General features: G+C 69.0%; 13 protein-coding genes. 5 read left to right on the forward strand and 8 right to left on the reverse strand.

Features of this window, described 5'->3' with window-relative positions:
* The 4 genes from cydD to hisC all read right to left on the reverse strand — a co-directional run.
* Positions 1-1,786, reverse strand: a 1,786-nt coding sequence (gene cydD / locus EEJ42_RS42540) for a thiol reductant ABC exporter subunit CydD (RefSeq protein ID WP_123107492.1), incomplete at its 3' end; no start/stop codon positions are given.
* 28 nt (positions 1,787-1,814) lie between these two features.
* Entirely contained in the window at positions 1,815-2,816 is a 1,002-nt protein-coding gene (gene cydB, locus EEJ42_RS42545; RefSeq protein WP_123107493.1) for a cytochrome d ubiquinol oxidase subunit II, read from the reverse strand.
* 25 nt (positions 2,817-2,841) lie between these two features.
* Positions 2,842-4,437 carry a cytochrome ubiquinol oxidase subunit I gene (locus tag EEJ42_RS42550; RefSeq protein ID WP_123107494.1) on the reverse strand — a complete coding sequence of 532 codons (1,596 nt, stop codon included), beginning with the start codon at positions 4,435-4,437 and terminating at the stop codon, positions 2,842-2,844.
* A gap of 230 nt (positions 4,438-4,667) precedes the next feature.
* Positions 4,668-5,747 (reverse strand): histidinol-phosphate transaminase, encoded by a 1,080-nt coding sequence (gene hisC, locus EEJ42_RS42555; protein WP_123107495.1) that lies wholly within the window; start codon positions 5,745-5,747, stop codon positions 4,668-4,670.
* A 403-nt stretch (positions 5,748-6,150) separates the two neighbouring features.
* Here hisC and EEJ42_RS42560 point away from each other — a divergent pair, with 403 nt between their 5' ends.
* From EEJ42_RS42560 to EEJ42_RS42570, 3 genes are all read left to right on the forward strand, one after another.
* Positions 6,151-7,251, forward strand: coding sequence for a LacI family DNA-binding transcriptional regulator (locus EEJ42_RS42560; RefSeq protein ID WP_123107503.1), 1,101 nt, complete (start codon positions 6,151-6,153; stop codon positions 7,249-7,251).
* Between the two features lie 231 nt (positions 7,252-7,482).
* Complete coding sequence (locus EEJ42_RS42565; RefSeq protein WP_425473054.1) at positions 7,483-8,580, forward strand: metallophosphoesterase; 1,098 nt, start codon at positions 7,483-7,485, stop codon at positions 8,578-8,580.
* A 189-nt stretch (positions 8,581-8,769) separates the two neighbouring features.
* Positions 8,770-9,639 (forward strand): hypothetical protein, encoded by an 870-nt coding sequence (locus EEJ42_RS42570; protein WP_123107497.1) that lies wholly within the window; start codon positions 8,770-8,772, stop codon positions 9,637-9,639.
* On the opposite strand, the gene EEJ42_RS42575 is transcribed toward EEJ42_RS42570, so the two are convergent.
* Entirely contained in the window at positions 9,636-10,169 is a 534-nt protein-coding gene (locus EEJ42_RS42575; protein ID WP_123107498.1) for a TIGR03086 family metal-binding protein, read from the reverse strand. The genes EEJ42_RS42570 and EEJ42_RS42575 overlap by 4 nt on opposite strands.
* 353 nt (positions 10,170-10,522) lie before the next feature.
* Complete coding sequence (locus EEJ42_RS42580; protein ID WP_123107499.1) at positions 10,523-11,707, reverse strand: helix-turn-helix domain-containing protein; 1,185 nt, start codon at positions 11,705-11,707, stop codon at positions 10,523-10,525.
* Between the two features lie 135 nt (positions 11,708-11,842).
* Here EEJ42_RS42580 and EEJ42_RS42585 point away from each other — a divergent pair, with 135 nt between their 5' ends.
* Positions 11,843-12,385 (forward strand): flavoprotein, encoded by a 543-nt coding sequence (locus EEJ42_RS42585; RefSeq protein WP_123107500.1) that lies wholly within the window; start codon positions 11,843-11,845, stop codon positions 12,383-12,385.
* A 311-nt stretch (positions 12,386-12,696) separates the two neighbouring features.
* Here EEJ42_RS42585 and EEJ42_RS51480 read toward each other — a convergent pair whose 3' ends face one another.
* A complete protein-coding gene (locus EEJ42_RS51480; protein WP_184503534.1) occupies positions 12,697-12,855 on the reverse strand; it encodes a hypothetical protein in 159 nt (52 codons plus the stop codon).
* Between the two features lie 670 nt (positions 12,856-13,525).
* Here EEJ42_RS51480 and EEJ42_RS42595 point away from each other — a divergent pair.
* Complete coding sequence (locus tag EEJ42_RS42595) at positions 13,526-14,230, forward strand: hypothetical protein (RefSeq protein ID WP_148082209.1); 705 nt, start codon at positions 13,526-13,528, stop codon at positions 14,228-14,230.
* 673 nt (positions 14,231-14,903) lie between these two features.
* On the opposite strand, the gene EEJ42_RS42600 is transcribed toward EEJ42_RS42595, so the two are convergent.
* Positions 14,904-15,374 carry a hypothetical protein gene (locus EEJ42_RS42600; protein ID WP_246097723.1) on the reverse strand — a complete coding sequence of 157 codons (471 nt, stop codon included), beginning with the start codon at positions 15,372-15,374 and terminating at the stop codon, positions 14,904-14,906.
* Between the last annotated feature and the right edge of the window lie 82 nt (positions 15,375-15,456).

Below are 15,456 nucleotides of genomic sequence, written 5' to 3' on the forward strand. Positions count from 1 at the left end.
CGTCCGTCGACGCCGTGCCGTCGGCGCACTGCGCGGGCAGCGCCCGGGCAGCCGCGTCGCCCGCCTCCGCCAAGGGACGCGCCGGGTCGCCAGCCCCGGTCCGGCCCACGGCGGGCCCGTATCCGGCCCCGGGCCCGGACGGGCCTGCGGGTCCCGGCAGGGGGATGATCCGGTCGGCCAGCGGCAACAGCGCCGGGCGGTGGACGACCAGGAGGACCGTGCGGCCCTCGGCCAGCCGCCGCACCGCGTCGACGACGGCCGCCTCCGTCGCGCCGTCGAGGTTCGCGGTGGGCTCGTCGAGCAGCAGCACCGGGCGGTCGGCCAGGAAGGCGCGGGCCAGGGCGATCCGCTGGCGCTGGCCCGCGGAGAGGCCCGCGCCCATCTCGCCGAGCCGGGTCCCGGACCCCTCCGGCAGCGCGTCGACGAAACCGAGGGCGTCGGCCTGCCGCAGGGCGTCGCACACCGCGGCGTCGTCGGCGTCGGGCCGCGCCAGCCGTACGTTGTCCGCGATGGTGCCCGCGAAGAGGTACGGGCGCTGCGGCACCCAGGCGATCTGGCGGCGCCAGCTCTCGGGGTCGAGCGACACCAGGTCGTGGCCACCGGCCAGCACCCGGCCCTCGGACGGCTCCGCGAAGCCCAGCACGACGTTCAGCAGGGTCGTCTTGCCCGCGCCGCTGGGGCCGGTGATCGCCACGGTCTCGCCGGGCCGGACCTCGAACGAGACCGGGGCCAGGGAGGGCGCGGCGCGCCCGGGGTGGCGGACGGCCAGTCCGTCGACCGCGAGCGCCGCGTCCCGGGCGTCGGGCGCGGGCACCCCACCGGCGGCGGCCGGTTCCCGCTCCAGCACGGCGAACGCCTCGTCCGCCGCCGCGAGCCCTTCCGCCGCCGCGTGGTACTGCGCGCCCACCTGCCGCAGCGGCAGATACGCCTCGGGCGCGAGGACCAGCACCATCAGCCCGGTGTACAGGTCCAGTTCGCCGTGGACGAGCCGCATGCCGATGCCGACCGCCACCAGCGCGACGGACAGCGTGGACAGCAGCTCCAGGGCGAAGGAGGACAGGAAGGCCAGCCGCAGCGTCTTCAGCGTGGCCCGCCGGTAGTCGGCGGTGATGGACCGGATCGCGGCGGCCTGGGCCTTGGCACGGCCGAAGACCTTGAGGGTCGGCAGTCCGGCGACGACGTCGAGGAAGTGGCCGGACAGCCGGGACAGCAGCCGCCACTGACGGTCCATCCGGGACTGCGTGGCCCAGCCGATGAGCACCATGAACAGGGGGATCAGCGGCAGGGTGGCGACGATGACCACCGCCGAGACCCAGTCGGCGGTGACGATCCGGGCGAGCACCGCCGCCGGGACCACCACCGCGAGGCCCAGCTGGGGCAGATAGCGGGCGAAGTAGTCGTCCAGGGCGTCGATGCCACGGGTGGCGAGGGTGGTGAGTTCGCCGGTGCGCTGGGAGTCCAGCCAGCCGGGCCCCAGCCGTACGGCCCGCTCCAGCAGCCGCAGCCGCAGCTCCGACTTGACCGCGGCGCTCGCCCGGTGCGCAGCCAGCTCGGTCAGCCAGGAGACGGCGGCCCGGCCCCCGGCGACCAGCGCCAGCCAGATCAGCGACGCGGTCAGCGCGTCAACACCCTGGCCCCGCTGGAACGCGCCGACCACGATCTCGGCGATGAGCATGGCCTGCGCGATGACGAGCCCGGCCCCGGCGAGCCCCAGCGCGACGGACGCCGCCAGGAAGAACCGGGTCGCCCGCGCGTACCGGAGGAGCCGGGGGTCGATTGGTTTCACGTGAAACACACCACCTGATACGCGTGCATCAGTGCGCGGCGGGGATGTGCTGGGTGCCGATGCGCTTGCGGAAGACCCAGTACGTCCACGCCTGGTAGGCCATGATCAGCGGCATCATGATGACCCCGACCCACGTCATGATCTTCAGCGGATAGGCGCTGGCGGCCGCGTTCGCCGCCGTCAGGCTCCACTTCGGGTCCAGCGAGGACGGCATGACGTCCGGGAAGAGCGCCAGGAAGAGCATCGCGACCGACGCCGCGATGGCCACCCCGGACAGGCCGAACGCCCAGCCCTCGCGCCCCCGCGCGTTCATCACCAGGGCCGCGGCCAGCGCCGCCGCCACGAGGACCACCGCGGCCAGGCTGCGCCCGTTGCCGCTGTCGGCCTGGGTCCAGCCGAGGAACAGCAGCGCGGCCACGGCCGCGACCGGGCCGAGCCGGGCCGCGTACCGGCGCGACCGCGCCCGGATGTCCCCGGTCGTCTTGAGTGCGGCGAAGACCGTGCCGTGGAAGGTGAACAGCACCAGCGTGACGACACCGCCGAGCAGGGCGTACGGAGTGATCAGGTCACCCAGGCCGCCCGTGTAGTTCTTGTCCGGGCCGATCGGCACCCCGTGCACCAGGTTGGCGAAGATCGCGCCCCACAGGAACGCGGGAAGCAGGGAGCACCAGAAGATCGTGTGCTCCCAGTTGCGCTGCCAGCGGTCCTCGGCACGCTTGTGCCGGTACTCGAAGGCGACACCACGCAGGATCAGGCAGACCAGGATGGCCAGCAGCGGCAGATAGAAGCCGCTGAAGAGGGTCGCGTACCAGTCGGGGAAGGCGGCGAAGGTGGCGCCGGCGGCCGTGATCAGCCAGACCTCGTTGCCGTCCCACACCGGCCCGATGGTGTTGATCAGCACGCGGCGCTCGGTGCGGTCCCGGGCGAGCAACTTGGTCAGCACTCCGATGCCGAAGTCGAAGCCTTCGAGGAAGAAGTAGCCGGTCCACAGGAAGGCGATCAGCAGGAACCAGAAGTCGTGAAGGTGCATGAGTCTCTCCGGCCGTCGTGACGCGTCAGTACGCGAAGGTCAGCGGCTTGTCGGCGTCGTCCTCCGCGGCGGACCCGCCACCGGGACCGCCCGGGCCGCCCGAGGGCAGCCGCAGCTTGGGGTCCTCGGCGGGCGGCTTCTCGTCGGTGTCCGGCCCGGCCTTGGCGTACTTGGCCAGCAGCCGCACCTCGATCACGGCGAGCACGCCGTACAGCAGCGTGAAGACGCCGAGGGAGATGAGGACCTCGGTCTGGCTCACCCCGGGGGAGACCGCGTCGGAGGTCTTCATCAGCCCGTACACCGCCCAGGGCTGGCGGCCCATCTCGGTGAAGATCCATCCGAAGGAGTTGGCGATCAGCGGGAAACCCATGGTGAGGATGCCGATCCGCCAGGACCACGTCGTGAGCAGCGGGCTCATCTCGCGCGTCTTGGTGAGCATGAGCCGGGGCACCTCGTCCTCGGCGGTACGGAAGGCGGGATCGAGCCAGCGCTTCTTCCGGGTCGTCCACAGCCCGATGACACCGGCGGCGAACGAGGTCATGCCGAAACCGATCATCAGCCGGAAGCCCCAGAAGGTCATGAAGATGCTGGGGATGTAGTCCTCGGGCTGGCCGCCGTAGGCGGCGGCCTCCTTCTGGGCGACATCGTTGATGCCGGGGACGGCGTCGGTGAAGTTGCTGTGCGCGAGGAAGGACAGCGCCGCGGGGACCTCCAGCTCGACGCTGTTGTGCCCCTCGCTGACGTCGCCCACCGCGAAGACGGAGAAGGGCGCGGGCGCCTGGGTGTCCCACAGGGCCTCCGCCGAGGCCATCTTCATCGGCTGCTGCTCGAACATCACCTTGCCGAGCGAGTCGCCGCTGATCGCCGTGCCCAGTCCGGCGATGACGGCCACGATCAGACCGACCCGCAGGCTGGCCCGCATCGCCCCGATCTGCTTCTTCTCCTTGGCGCCGAGCTCCTCGCCGCGGAGCTGCTTGCGCTTGGCCCGCCACAGGTGCAGGGAGGCGATGCCGACGATGAAGGCACCACCGGTGAGGAAGGCGGCGGTGAGGGTGTGGAAGACCACGACCAGGGTGGTGTCCTGGGTCAGCACCGCCCAGATGTCGGTCAGCCGGGCCTTTCCGGTGGCCTTGTCGATGGCGTAGCCGGTCGGGTGCTGCATCCAGGAGTTGGCGGCGAGGATGAAGTACGACGACAGGACGGTGCCGAGCGAGACGATCCAGATGCAGGCGCAGTGGATCTTCTTCGGCAGCTTGTCCCAGCCGAATATCCACAGGCCGATGAAGGTGGACTCGAAGAAGAAGGCGAGCAGCGCCTCCATCGCGAGCGGCGCACCGAAGACGTCGCCGACGAAGCGCGAGTAGTCGGACCAGTTCATGCCGAACTGGAACTCCTGGACGATGCCGGTGACGACGCCCATCGCGATGTTGATCAGGAAGAGCTTGCCCCAGAACTTGGTGGCGTGGAAGTACTTCTCCTTGCCCGTGCGCACCCAGGCGGTTTCCAGCCCGGCGGTGATCGCCGCAAGAGAGATCGTCAGGGGCACGAAGAGGAAGTGGTAGACGGTCGTGATCCCGAACTGCCATCGCGCCAGCGTCTCCGGCGCCAGAGCCAGCTCCACGTGAATCTCTCCTTACGGTCTTGCCGTGCCGCACGGTCGTGCCGCGCTGCTCCCCGAAGCGAGCTTGTGAACGTATTCACATTCACAAGCAATGATACGCACATGCCTTCGCCCCCTCCCACCTGGGGGTGGGAGGGGGCGAATGGGGCACGCTTGGGTATCCTTCGCCGATCAGGGAGGGCCCGACCGGCCCCTTGACGGAACGGGGCCGACGGCGGCGGGCGCCGCGCTCACAGCTCCTTGCGGAACTCCTCGGCGGCCCGCAGGAAGAGGTCGTTCGCCTCCCGCTCGCCGATCGTCACGCGCGTCCCCTCGCCCGGGAACGGCCGCACGACCACGCCCGCCGCCTCGCACGCCGCCGCGAAGTCCGCGGTGCGCTCCCCCAGCCGCAGCCAGACGAAGTTCGCGTGCGCCTCCGGCACCGTCCAGCCCTGTCCGGTCAGCGCCCCGGCCACCCGCGCCCGCTCGGCGACCAGCGCCTCCACCCGGTCGCGCAGCGCGTCCTCGCTGTGCAGCGAGGCGACCGCGGCGTCCTGGGCGAGCTGGCTGACGCCGAAGGGGACCGCGGTCTTGCGCAGTGCCGCGGCCACCGGCTCATGGGCGATCGCGAAGCCGACCCGCAGCCCGGCCAGGCCGTACGCCTTGGAGAAGGTGCGCAGGACGCAGACGTTCGGCCGGTCCCGGTAGAGGTCGATGCCGTTGGGGACCCGGTCGTCCCGGATGAACTCGATGTACGCCTCGTCCAGCACCACCAGCACATCGGACGGCACCCGGTCCAGGAACCGCTCCAGCTCCGCACGGCGCACCACGGTGCTGGTCGGGTTGTTGGGGTTACAGACGAAAATCAGCCGGGTGCGGTCGGTGATCGCATCCGCCATCGCGTCCAGGTCGTGGACCTCCGCGTCGGTCAGCGGGACCCGCACCGAGGTCGCGCCCGCGATCTGAGTGATGATCGGATATGCCTCGAAGGACCGCCAGGCGTAGATCACCTCGTCGCCCGGCCCGGCCGTCGACTGGACGATCTGCTGGGCCAGGCCGACCGAGCCGGTCCCGGTGGCCAGGTGCTCCAGCGGGACGTCGAAGCGGCTCGCCAGCTCGGCGATCAGCGCGGTGCAGGCGAGGTCCGGGTAGCGGTTGAAGGACGCGGCGGAGTTCGCGACCGTCTCCAGCACCCCGGCCAGCGGCGGATACGGGTTCTCGTTGGAGGACAGCTTGAAGGACCTGGGGCCGTCCCCGGCGGCCGGCTTACCGGGCTTGTACGTCGGAATCCCGTCCAGCGCCGCGCGCAGCTTGGGGCTCTTCTCACTCACCGGCAGTCCTCCTCGGCCCTTCCCTTCGGCTCCGTGCGCAGGCTTCGCACACGGCAATACTGCACACCTTATGAGGATTGCCCGGCCCGGCGTACCCGCCGGAGCACTCCGCGTACCCGCCGGGGGCGCCCGCGTACCCGCCGGGGGAGCGCCCCGCTCATGTGCGCGCGCCGGTGGCGAGCGCCGTGGCGCGCATCCCTCGTGCAGGTGAGTTGAGACCTCTTCGAGACATCGAGCAATCGCCAGGTGTGGATATGCCAGGGGCGACCAGACCCCTCCCCGGCACCCCAACTGACTTACTTTCCAAGGGAATTGAGCAGAGCGCTCATGCAGAAACGTGCCTTCCGAATACCGATGGCGGAATCGCGCAGACCGGGTGCCCGGGCCCTACTATCGGCTGGCCATGACAGCAGCAGGGAAGCACCAGGTGAGCCGGTCGGCCGGCCGCCGGTTAGGCAGGGCGGGCATCCGGGACGTGGCCGCCGCCGCCGGGGTCTCGATCACGACCGTCTCCGACGCGCTCAACGGCAAGGGACGGCTCCCGGATGCCACCCGCCGCCACGTCCGCGAGGTCGCCGAGCGGCTGGGCTATCGCCCGTCCGCCGCGGCCCGTACCCTCCGTACCGGCAAGTCCGGCCTCATCGGCCTGACCGTGACCACGTACGGGGATGAACCTTTCACCTTCACCGAGTTCGCCTACTTCGCCGAGATGGCGCGGGCCGCGACCTCCGCGGCGCTGGCCCGCGGCTACGCGCTCGTCATCCTCCCGGCCACCTCCCGCCACGACGTGTGGTCCAACGTCGCGCTCGACGGCACCATCGTGATCGACCCGTCCGACCACGACCCGGTGGTCGCCGAGCTGCTCCGCCAGGGCCTCCCCGTGGTCAGCGACGGCCGCCCGGCCGGCACCCTCCCGGTGACCGCCTGGGTCGACAACGACCACGAGGCGGCCGTGCTCGGCCTGCTGGACCACCTCGCCGAGGCCGGGGCGCGCCGCATCGGGCTGCTCACCGGCACCAGCACCGACACCTACACCCGGCTGTCGACCGAGGCGTATCTGCACTGGTGCGAGCGGGTGGGCCAGGACCCGGTCTACGAGGCGTACCCGGCTCACGACCCCTGTGCCGGGGCCGTCGCCGCCGACCGGCTGCTCGCCCGGCCGGACCGCCCCGACGCGGTCTACGGGCTCTTCGACCCCAACGGCACGGACCTGCTCGCCGCCGCCCGCCGCTACGGGCTGCGCGTCCCCGAGGACCTGCTGCTGGTGTGCTGTAGCGAGTCCACGGTCTACCGGACCACCGAACCGCCCATCACGACGCTCTCGCTCAAGCCGCGCCGGATCGGCACCGCCGTGGTGCAGCTGCTCATCGACGCCATCGAGGGACTCGACAGCGACCGTCCCGTCGAGCAGGTGATACCCACCGAACTGATCGTGCGGACGTCGTCCCAGCGCCGTCCGCCGCGAACGACGGTCAGCCCGCCGCGCAGCCGCGCCGGAGGATGATCTGAGAGTGACTCAAGGATGACCCGAGGAGGACTGGAGGCCGCTGGGCTTCCCCTACCGGGCCAATCCGGGATAAAAGACCGTCCAAGCGGGACCGAGTACCGATTGACGGCACCCTGGTGCGTCACAAGCCCTCACGGTCATTCCTATGATGGGCGGACGACACCGCGGACCGCCGTCGACCAGGCAAGGTCCACAAGGTGGCACGGCGGCGCGATGGTGGAGGGGTCGATGACTCAGGGGGCCGGTCTGGAAGCCACGGCAGGGACCACGGCGGCGGTGCCGCACGTGCCCGCGTACGGGGCGTCCACGCCGCCCGGTCCGGTGCCTCCGGCACCTGCGCCTGCCCCGATGCCCGACGGGTACACCCCGACGGAGAAGCTGCCGGTGCTGGGCCCCGGGCACACCATCGCGGACACCCAGTTGGTGCCCCCGCAGGACCGCCCGACGATCGCCCTCACCTCGGTGACCGACCCCGAAGCCGACCCGCTCGACGACGGCGAAGGGCCCGGCCCGCTGTACGTCGTGGGCGATGTCCACGGCTACCACGACGAGTTGCGCGAGGCGCTCGCCGCCCAGGGCCTGATCGACGACAAGGGCAGCTGGGCGGCCGGGAACGCCCGGCTGTGGTTCCTCGGCGACTTCACCGACCGCGGCCCGGACGGCATCGGCGTCATCGACCTGGTGATGCAGCTCTCCGCCGAGGCCGCCGCCGCGGGCGGCTACTGCAAGGCGCTGATGGGCAATCACGAACTGCTCCTCATCGGCGCCAAGCGGTTCGGCGACACCCCCGTCCACTCCGGGGCGGGCACCGCCTCCTTCCAGGCCGCCTGGCTGCTCAATGGCGGCCAGCGCACCGACATGGAGCGACTGGAGGACCATCACCTCCAGTGGATGTCACGGCTGGACGCGATGGCCGAGGAGGACGGGCATCTGCTCGTGCACTCCGACACCACCGCCTATCTGGAGTACGGCGACTCGATCGAGGCCGTCAACGACACCGTCACCGAGACGCTCCAGCGCAGCGACGCGGACGAGTGCTGGGACCTGTTCCGCAAATTCACCAAGCGCTTCGCCTTCCGCGACGAGGACGCCGGACCGACGGCCGTGCGCGAATTGCTCGGCACCTACGGCGGGGAGCGCATCGTCCACGGGCACAGCCCGATCCCGTACCTGCTGGGCGAAGTCGGCTCGGAGGACGGCGAGGACGATGGCGCGCCCGCGGTCGAGGGCCCGCACGTCTACGCGGACAATCTCGCGGTCGCGATGGACGGCGGCATCACCATGGCCGGAAAACTGCTGGTCGTACAACTGCCGCTGGGCGCCTGAGGGCGATGCGGGCGCACACGGAAGCGGACGGAGGGCCTCACCGGGGCTGAGCAAATCACGAAACTTGCTGTCACCTCGCGCCGGATCGGCTCTACCATCGGTTTATCCGTCGCAGGCTCTCCTCCGTTTCCGCCCGACTGCCCGGCGAAAGCCGGCACCAAGGCCCTACGGAGTATCGGGGGATGCACCATGAAAAGCGCTCCGCACCTGTTCGCCGAAGACCGCCCGGAGTTCGAGCGAGTTCTCGACGAGGTGCTGCGTACCGCGGACCGCCGACCGGATCTGAAGGGCATAGGACAGCGGCTCACCGCCGAGCAGCTGCGCACCATGGCGCTCAGCGCCTCGGCCGCCATCACCGCGTGCGCGGCCGCCGAATACCAGGATTACGTCGTCGCCCGCACCAGACTGCGCGAGCCCGCCCCGCCCCTGCCGATGCCCGGGGCACCGGAGGACGAGGGCGACCACGACCACTCCGCCGGATTCACCGGCGCCCTCCTGGACGCCTCCGGAGCGGGACTGTTCCCCATGCTCGCCGTGCTGGCCCCGGTGCTGGCCGGGACCGCCGCGATCATCTTCCTGCTCGTCGGCTATGTGCTGCACGTCCTGGACCCCGCGCCGTCCATCGCCCAGCCGATGATCACCGCGGGCTGGTTCTTCGCCGCCCTCACCGCCGCGGGCATCCTGCTCGCCGCCGTCGGCCTCCTCATCACCGCCCTGCGCAACGGCTCCAGCGCGATCCGCGGCGAGGCCCTGGCCGAGCAGCTGGAGGAGGTGGACCGCGCCAGAGAGGCCTGGCGACAGGCCCTGCTGGAGCGGGGCGTGCTGCCCTTTCTGCGCGAGGCGCTGACCAATCCGTCGGCCCCCACGCCCTGGACCGCGCCGACGGGTTCCTCCTCGGCGTACGTCCCCGGGCGCACCGAAGCGGGCCGCACCCCCCACCTCGGCTACAGCCGCCCGGGCTTCAGCACCGACGACGAGGGCCCCAAGGCCCGCCCCCGCTACAGCAGCCCGGACTACACCAGCCCCGAATACGGCGGCCCGGAGAACCAGCCGGACTAGCCGGTGGCCCGCCCGGTGAGCGCCAGCACCCGCGTGAACGGATCGGCCCCGGGCCCCGGATCGGTGCCGGCCGCGAACGCCCCCGTGGCGCCGAGCCCCGGCCCCGCCGGGACCAGCCACTCCAGCGCCGCCTCGGCCAGCTCCTGATCGGGCGTGAACTCCGCACCCCGGGCCCGCGCCAGGTCCCAGGCGTGCACATAGACGTCGCTCCAGCGGATCCGCACCGCCGCGTCCCCGCTCAGCTCGCCGACGACCCGATTCCGTACGGTCCGCCCGGGCACCCCCGGTAACCCGGCGGCGCGCTCCGCCCTCCCGGCCCACTCCGCGAACGTGTCCCCGGGCCCGGGGGCGACCTGCTCGTCCGTCAGGACGGACACCAGATGCGCATGCCCCAGGAGGACGTGCCCCACCAGCTCCCGCACCGTCCACTCGCTGCACGGCGTGGCCAGTGCCCACCCGTCGTCCCCGATCCCGTCGAGGTGCTGGGCGAAGCGCTGGTTGGCGATGCGCAGTGCGCGTAAGTTGTCCATCGGCTGCTCCGAAAGGCTCGCGTAGGCGTCGGGCTTCGTGACGGCCCCACCCAAGCACGAGCCCGCCGCCGCGACGAGGGGTCACGGCGACGGGCTTCCGAGGCCTCGGGACAGTCACCACGGGCTAGCCTCGAACCTGTCGGCCCCCGGGGTAGCGGATCACCTTACGGCACTCGGACTCGGCGCGACGCTCCGGGCTCATCCCCCTGCTCCCCTCGACTGAGGCGGTTGGGCGTCCTCGTCCTCATCGTCGGGGAGGTGGGTGAAAACCAGCTGAGTATTCATGCTGGTGACATGCGAAGCCCCCAACTTTCACAGTTACGTGAAAGCCGGGGGCTGCTGCGGTGAAAGTGTCAGAGACCCACCCAGGCAGCCAGATGATCCAGGGTGTCCGGGGTGCGTCGGGACTGGTGGATCAGCCCCCTGATGGTCTCGCGCGCGCCCGAGTGGTAGCGGGTCTGCTGCGGTGCCAGTCTCCGCGCGGTCACGATGGACTTCAAGGCCGCTTCGGATCGGCCCGCTTCCATCTGGGCGCGTGCTTGATCCACGTAGAAGTGAGCGGCGCGGGAGACAGCCCAGTCCTTCGGTATCCGCACCTTCGCGGCCTCTCGGAGAGCCTCGCCGTAGTGCCGCATCTCGACATGGGCGGACACCGCGTGCACGGTGACGTTCGTAGGTCCGAAGGACAGCCAGTGCACGTCCGTGGCTTCGCCTACCCGGTCGGCGTAAGACCGGGCTTCCGTCAGGTGGTTCCTGACCGCGTCCTCGTCATGGGCGCGCGCCGCGATGATGCTCGCCCCCAGGTGAAGCTGTCCGGCGACGGCGTGCTTCTCCCTCGTCTGAGGCGATTGCCGCAACAGCCCTTGCCCGGAGGCGACGAGCCGCCGTCCGATCGTGTACTCGCCCTCTCGGAAGTAGACCAGGGCACGCATGTACTGGCGCACTGCGGACAGCAGCGGATCGGAAGCCCGGGACGCGGCCCACTCCATACGGTCCAGAGCCACTGTGGACAAGTCGTAATAGCCCAGCTTCACGGCCAAGTCATGCGCGGTGCGGTAGGTGCTCGACAGCGCGGCCCACAGCTCGGAGGACGGCGTCCGATGCGCGGCTGTGGTGATCTCCGCGATCACGTCGGGAAGGTCGAGAGCAGCGTCATGGAGCTTCGTGGCCCGCACTTGCTGACACAGCCCCTCAGCGGCGGCGACCAGCTGAGGGGTGGGGCGTGGAGTGATCGCCGGATCGGCCCCCAGGTCGTACAGGTCGAGGGCTTCACGGATCGGGCGAACCAGGGCGGCCAGCCGGTCCTGCTGTAGCTCGGTCACATAGGGCTGACCGGTCAGGGCCGTGACGTCGATGCACAGGGCCTTGGCGACAGCGGCCACCAGATCAGGGCTGGCGGGCTTGTGCCCCGACTCGACCTGAGTCAGCAGGCTGTACGAGTAGGGGACCTTCTGGGCCAGCCCGCGCTGAGTCAGCCCAGCCCGTTTCCGGTGATGTGCGATCCGAGTGCCCGTGTGATCGTCGCCGAGGAGCGGCATGCATGCCTCCCTGTTCGTGACTCACTCAACGGCACGCTACCCGCAGGACGAGGCGCACAACGGCGAATAGCGATCTCAGCCCCCGGCGGGGGACGACGGTTGCGGGTGAGGCACGCCACGCGGTGAACTGCCGCCATGACCGCGAACCGCGTCTTGTACCTGCTGGGAAGCGCCGCCCCGCCCGTGCTGAACGTCGTCGGCGTCATCGAGCGGGCGCAGGCGGCCGGTTGGGAGGTCTGCCTCGGATTGACCCCCACGGCCACACGCTGGCTCGACGACGAGCTGCCGGCGCTGGAGGAGCTGACCGGGCACCCGGTGCGCAGCCAGTACAAGCTCCCCCGAGAACCCGACGCGTGGCCCCCCGCGGATGTCGCCGTCATGGCCCCCGCCACCTTCAACACCATCAACCAATGGGCGTTGGGGATCACCGACAAGTTCATCGTCGGGTTCGTGGCCGAGGCCATCGGCAAGGGCATCCCCACAGTGACGATGCCGTGCGTCAACGCCGCCTACGTGCGCCACACCCAGTTCGACACCAGCATCGCCACACTCCGCGCGATGGGCGTACGCGTGCTCTACGGGGAAGGCGGCTTCGTACCCAACGAGCCGGGCCAGGGCCGACCGGAGGGCTACCCGTGGCACCTGGCCCTGGACGCGGCCGCATCAGTGCTCGACTAACAAGATACTGATCGATGGTGAGCCAGTCGCTGCTGAGGAAACCCGTGCCATGAGTGCAGCGGTAGTTGCCGCTGCACTCGGAGCGTGGAGAGCTGTTCGTGCAGCCAGGCACACCAGCGGGACGCAATGCAGAGGGCAGCATGAACACTGGCAGCGGCAGGGCCGGAAAGAGGCTTATGCGGCATCCACCAACGTCGCCACCGACTACAGCTCGCCCGCGACTCCTCGACAAAGCCGCCGCAATTCCTGGTGCGGGTCGAGGGGCCAGAAGACGTAGCAGAAGCAGCAGTCACGCTTACTCGGCATCTTCATCAGTGGATCATGGACACGAAACACTGCCGTGAACCACGCCCTGAACCACACCCCTCGGCGAACTGCTCGGGCTTCTCGAGCATGCCCGCCTCGAACTCCTCAGTCATCGCGTCGACGTCACCGACGAACCGCTCTGTGATGCTTCTGTTGATATTCATGGGACGCTCAGCGTGGACACGGGCATCGCCAATGGCCGACTGGGCGGAACTGAGCCCCTGGTACGGCTTGTCCGCCCAGTGTTCCAGCCCCGCTTCGGCGAGCGACCGATGAAGCTGTGAGCAGGGCGCCGTCCAAGATCACCAACGCCTCGTCCAGGCCCTGCGAGAGCGGCCAGGACGTCGATGGCCTCGCACATGTACCGGTACGTGGCCGCGATGCCGATTCGGAGCCCGGCAGCGGCCTGGGCACAGGTGTCGTCACACCGCAAATGCGCCAGGGCGAGCAGCCTGACGACCACCCGTCGGGCGTCGTCACCGCGTCCCGATCTCGCGTCATCGCGCTCCCGATTGCTCCGCAAGCGCCGAATTCTCGCCAAACTAATTGCCTCCCCACGCGCCTCCGGGAGGAGATTGACTGATTCCACTTATCGAAACTCAGAACAACCTCAAATAATCAAAAGCTTATTGACAGGATGTGAGCATCTCGTGCATTGTCTGTGAAGGCGCAGCCCGAGGGGAAAATGGACGGGTGCGCCAGACGGGGGACCCGGGGGGTCGGGGTGTGTGCATTACGACACACCCCCTCTTTCCTGCTCAAACTTGACGCAAGTATGAGGTCAGCGAAAGGGAGAATTTCGCCATGATGCGCTCTATAGGTAGACGCGGTTTCATGACTTCCGCAGGTTTAACTCTGACAGGATTGGCTTTAGCGTTGCTGCCTGGAACGGCTCAGGCAGACGACGCCACCACCGCCGCACAGATCGCCAGATACACAGCATATCTGAAAATCGCCTCCCTGGAAGATAGCCAGGCTGGAGAAATACTGGACCAGTTCCAGAAGCTCTCAGGCGACAAGAAGGCCCGTTTCGTCACCCTGATCAACGACCCGGAACTTGCGAGCAAGTTCTTCGAGGCAGCCACCAGCGCGCCGACGGCTGCCGGGGAGCGAATTACCCTCGCAGGGGGTGATGTCGAGATCGAGTACGAGAACATCGGCGGCGCGGTTGACGGGTTGCCCCCGAACGATGACTCAGCAGCCCAGGCATCCCGGGTCAGGGACATGTGGGCTTCATACGCCGTCACTGACAAGTTCCTGGGCGTCAAGGTCGCCCAAGTCAAAGTCAGGACAAACTACCAGGTCAAGGGCAAGAACACGACGAAGGTCTACCCGGGTAGCGCCTCGCATTACCTCTACGTGCCAGGGTGCTCGTTCTCTCATAGCCCGGTCGAGGAATGGATCTCTTCGCCGCCTCCCGACAACGCCCACTCCGAAACTGTTTGGACAGCCGAGTGCTGGGGCAGTGCATGGAGCAAGCGGGAACGCGTTTGGGGTGACTACCGCGGCTTCGTGGGTGGCTACTTGAAGAAACAATAAAAGTTTTTGGGTGAGGCGCTATCGCGGGCTCACCTTCATGCGTTTCAGTTTTACTGAATAAAGCCCTGACTCCGACAACCGGCAAGGGGTAGCTCAGGGGATTGTTGGACGATCCCAACGGCGAGGATCAAAGGGCAGAATAGCAATTTCTCGACCTGCTGGTCACTTGCATCACGCCAAGGAGGCGTTGTGTTCGAAGAAATAGGCATCGGGCCGATAATTCCTATCGTGCTCGTATTCCTCGCTGCTTGTGTGGTCGGAAGCGTGGTTTGGGTAAAGACCCGCTCTCGCTCGACAGGCGACGATTAGAAATACTGGTAGCCGCTACCGCGGCTCCGGCGTCAGGGACAGTTTATAGTTCAGTGGCGTGCCCCGCTTTATGGTTCCTCTTAAAGCGGGGCATTCCGCGTGTACGTCATGCGTTCCCATCTGTACATCGGTAATCGATCTGATCAGCCAGACTCTGCCGGTACCTGACCGGGTAACTCCGTGCCCGGCAGCGGGAGATCGGCTGGTGGTGGCGACGGTTCCCCGCTGGCCGTCAGGCCCTGACCGCATCGAAGTGGCTACGGTGTACCGCTCCATGCACAAGGCCGTCGACGTGTCAGCAGTCCTCGCCTCCACTCTGGCCGGGGTGGTGAAGACACAAGGCGTTCGTGATTTTGGGCAGCCGTCACCTGCCCCGTTCGGCACCCCGGCTGATCTCCACCTTCTGCGGAGCGTCACGCGGAAAGGTCCACGCATCGTGGCTGGTACTGACCGCCGTCAGGCGGGCGTCGTCGAGAGCCACCTCGGCGAACGGGTTCGACTCGGAGCACACCGCGAGCCATTCCAGGGTCCGCTGTCCGTCGTCCCGTGTCAGGGCGACCCAGCCGATACTGCCGTGGGCGGCGGATTCGCCTCCGTAGGCGCGGTATCCGGCATGTCCCCACGACGCCATGACCACGTCGACGTCCAGCCAGTGGTGGACGGTCCATTCCGTGGCCCGAAGGATCTCGTCCGCCCGCGACCACCTCTCGGCGCCCCAGAACCGCATCACCGACAGCTGGCCGTCCCCGAAGACGATCAGGTCGCCGTCGGGTGCCTGTCCCTCACGCCACCGCCGTTGAACGTACTCCGCCATCGGACCCATCCCGGTTTCCATGCCTCGCATCCTGCTGTGCCGGGCAGGACGCGCGCTACGACGACCGAGCCGCCGGGCTCCGGAAACCGTGTTTCCGGAGCCC

This window comes from Streptomyces botrytidirepellens, from assembly GCF_003721215.1.
GTDB lineage: Bacteria > Actinomycetota > Actinomycetes > Streptomycetales > Streptomycetaceae > Streptomyces > Streptomyces himastatinicus.

Excerpts from the sequence above, each read along its gene's own strand:
- EEJ42_RS51480 (WP_184503534.1), bottom strand. The coding sequence starts at position 12,855 with ATGAATATCAACAGAAGCATCACAGAGCGGTTCGTCGGTGACGTCGAC.
- EEJ42_RS42595 (WP_148082209.1), top strand. The coding sequence starts at position 13,526 with ATGACTTCCGCAGGTTTAACTCTGACAGGATTGGCTTTAGCGTTGCTG.
- EEJ42_RS42565 (WP_425473054.1), top strand. The coding sequence starts at position 7,483 with ATGACTCAGGGGGCCGGTCTGGAAGCCACGGCAGGGACCACGGCGGCG.
- EEJ42_RS42575 (WP_123107498.1), bottom strand. The coding sequence starts at position 10,169 with ATGGACAACTTACGCGCACTGCGCATCGCCAACCAGCGCTTCGCCCAG.
- EEJ42_RS42585 (WP_123107500.1), top strand. The coding sequence starts at position 11,843 with ATGACCGCGAACCGCGTCTTGTACCTGCTGGGAAGCGCCGCCCCGCCC.
- EEJ42_RS42560 (WP_123107503.1), top strand. The coding sequence starts at position 6,151 with ATGACAGCAGCAGGGAAGCACCAGGTGAGCCGGTCGGCCGGCCGCCGG.
- EEJ42_RS42600 (WP_246097723.1), bottom strand. The coding sequence starts at position 15,374 with ATGGAAACCGGGATGGGTCCGATGGCGGAGTACGTTCAACGGCGGTGG.
- EEJ42_RS42580 (WP_123107499.1), bottom strand. The coding sequence starts at position 11,707 with ATGCCGCTCCTCGGCGACGATCACACGGGCACTCGGATCGCACATCAC.
- cydB (WP_123107493.1), bottom strand. The coding sequence starts at position 2,816 with ATGCACCTTCACGACTTCTGGTTCCTGCTGATCGCCTTCCTGTGGACC.
- EEJ42_RS42570 (WP_123107497.1), top strand. The coding sequence starts at position 8,770 with ATGAAAAGCGCTCCGCACCTGTTCGCCGAAGACCGCCCGGAGTTCGAG.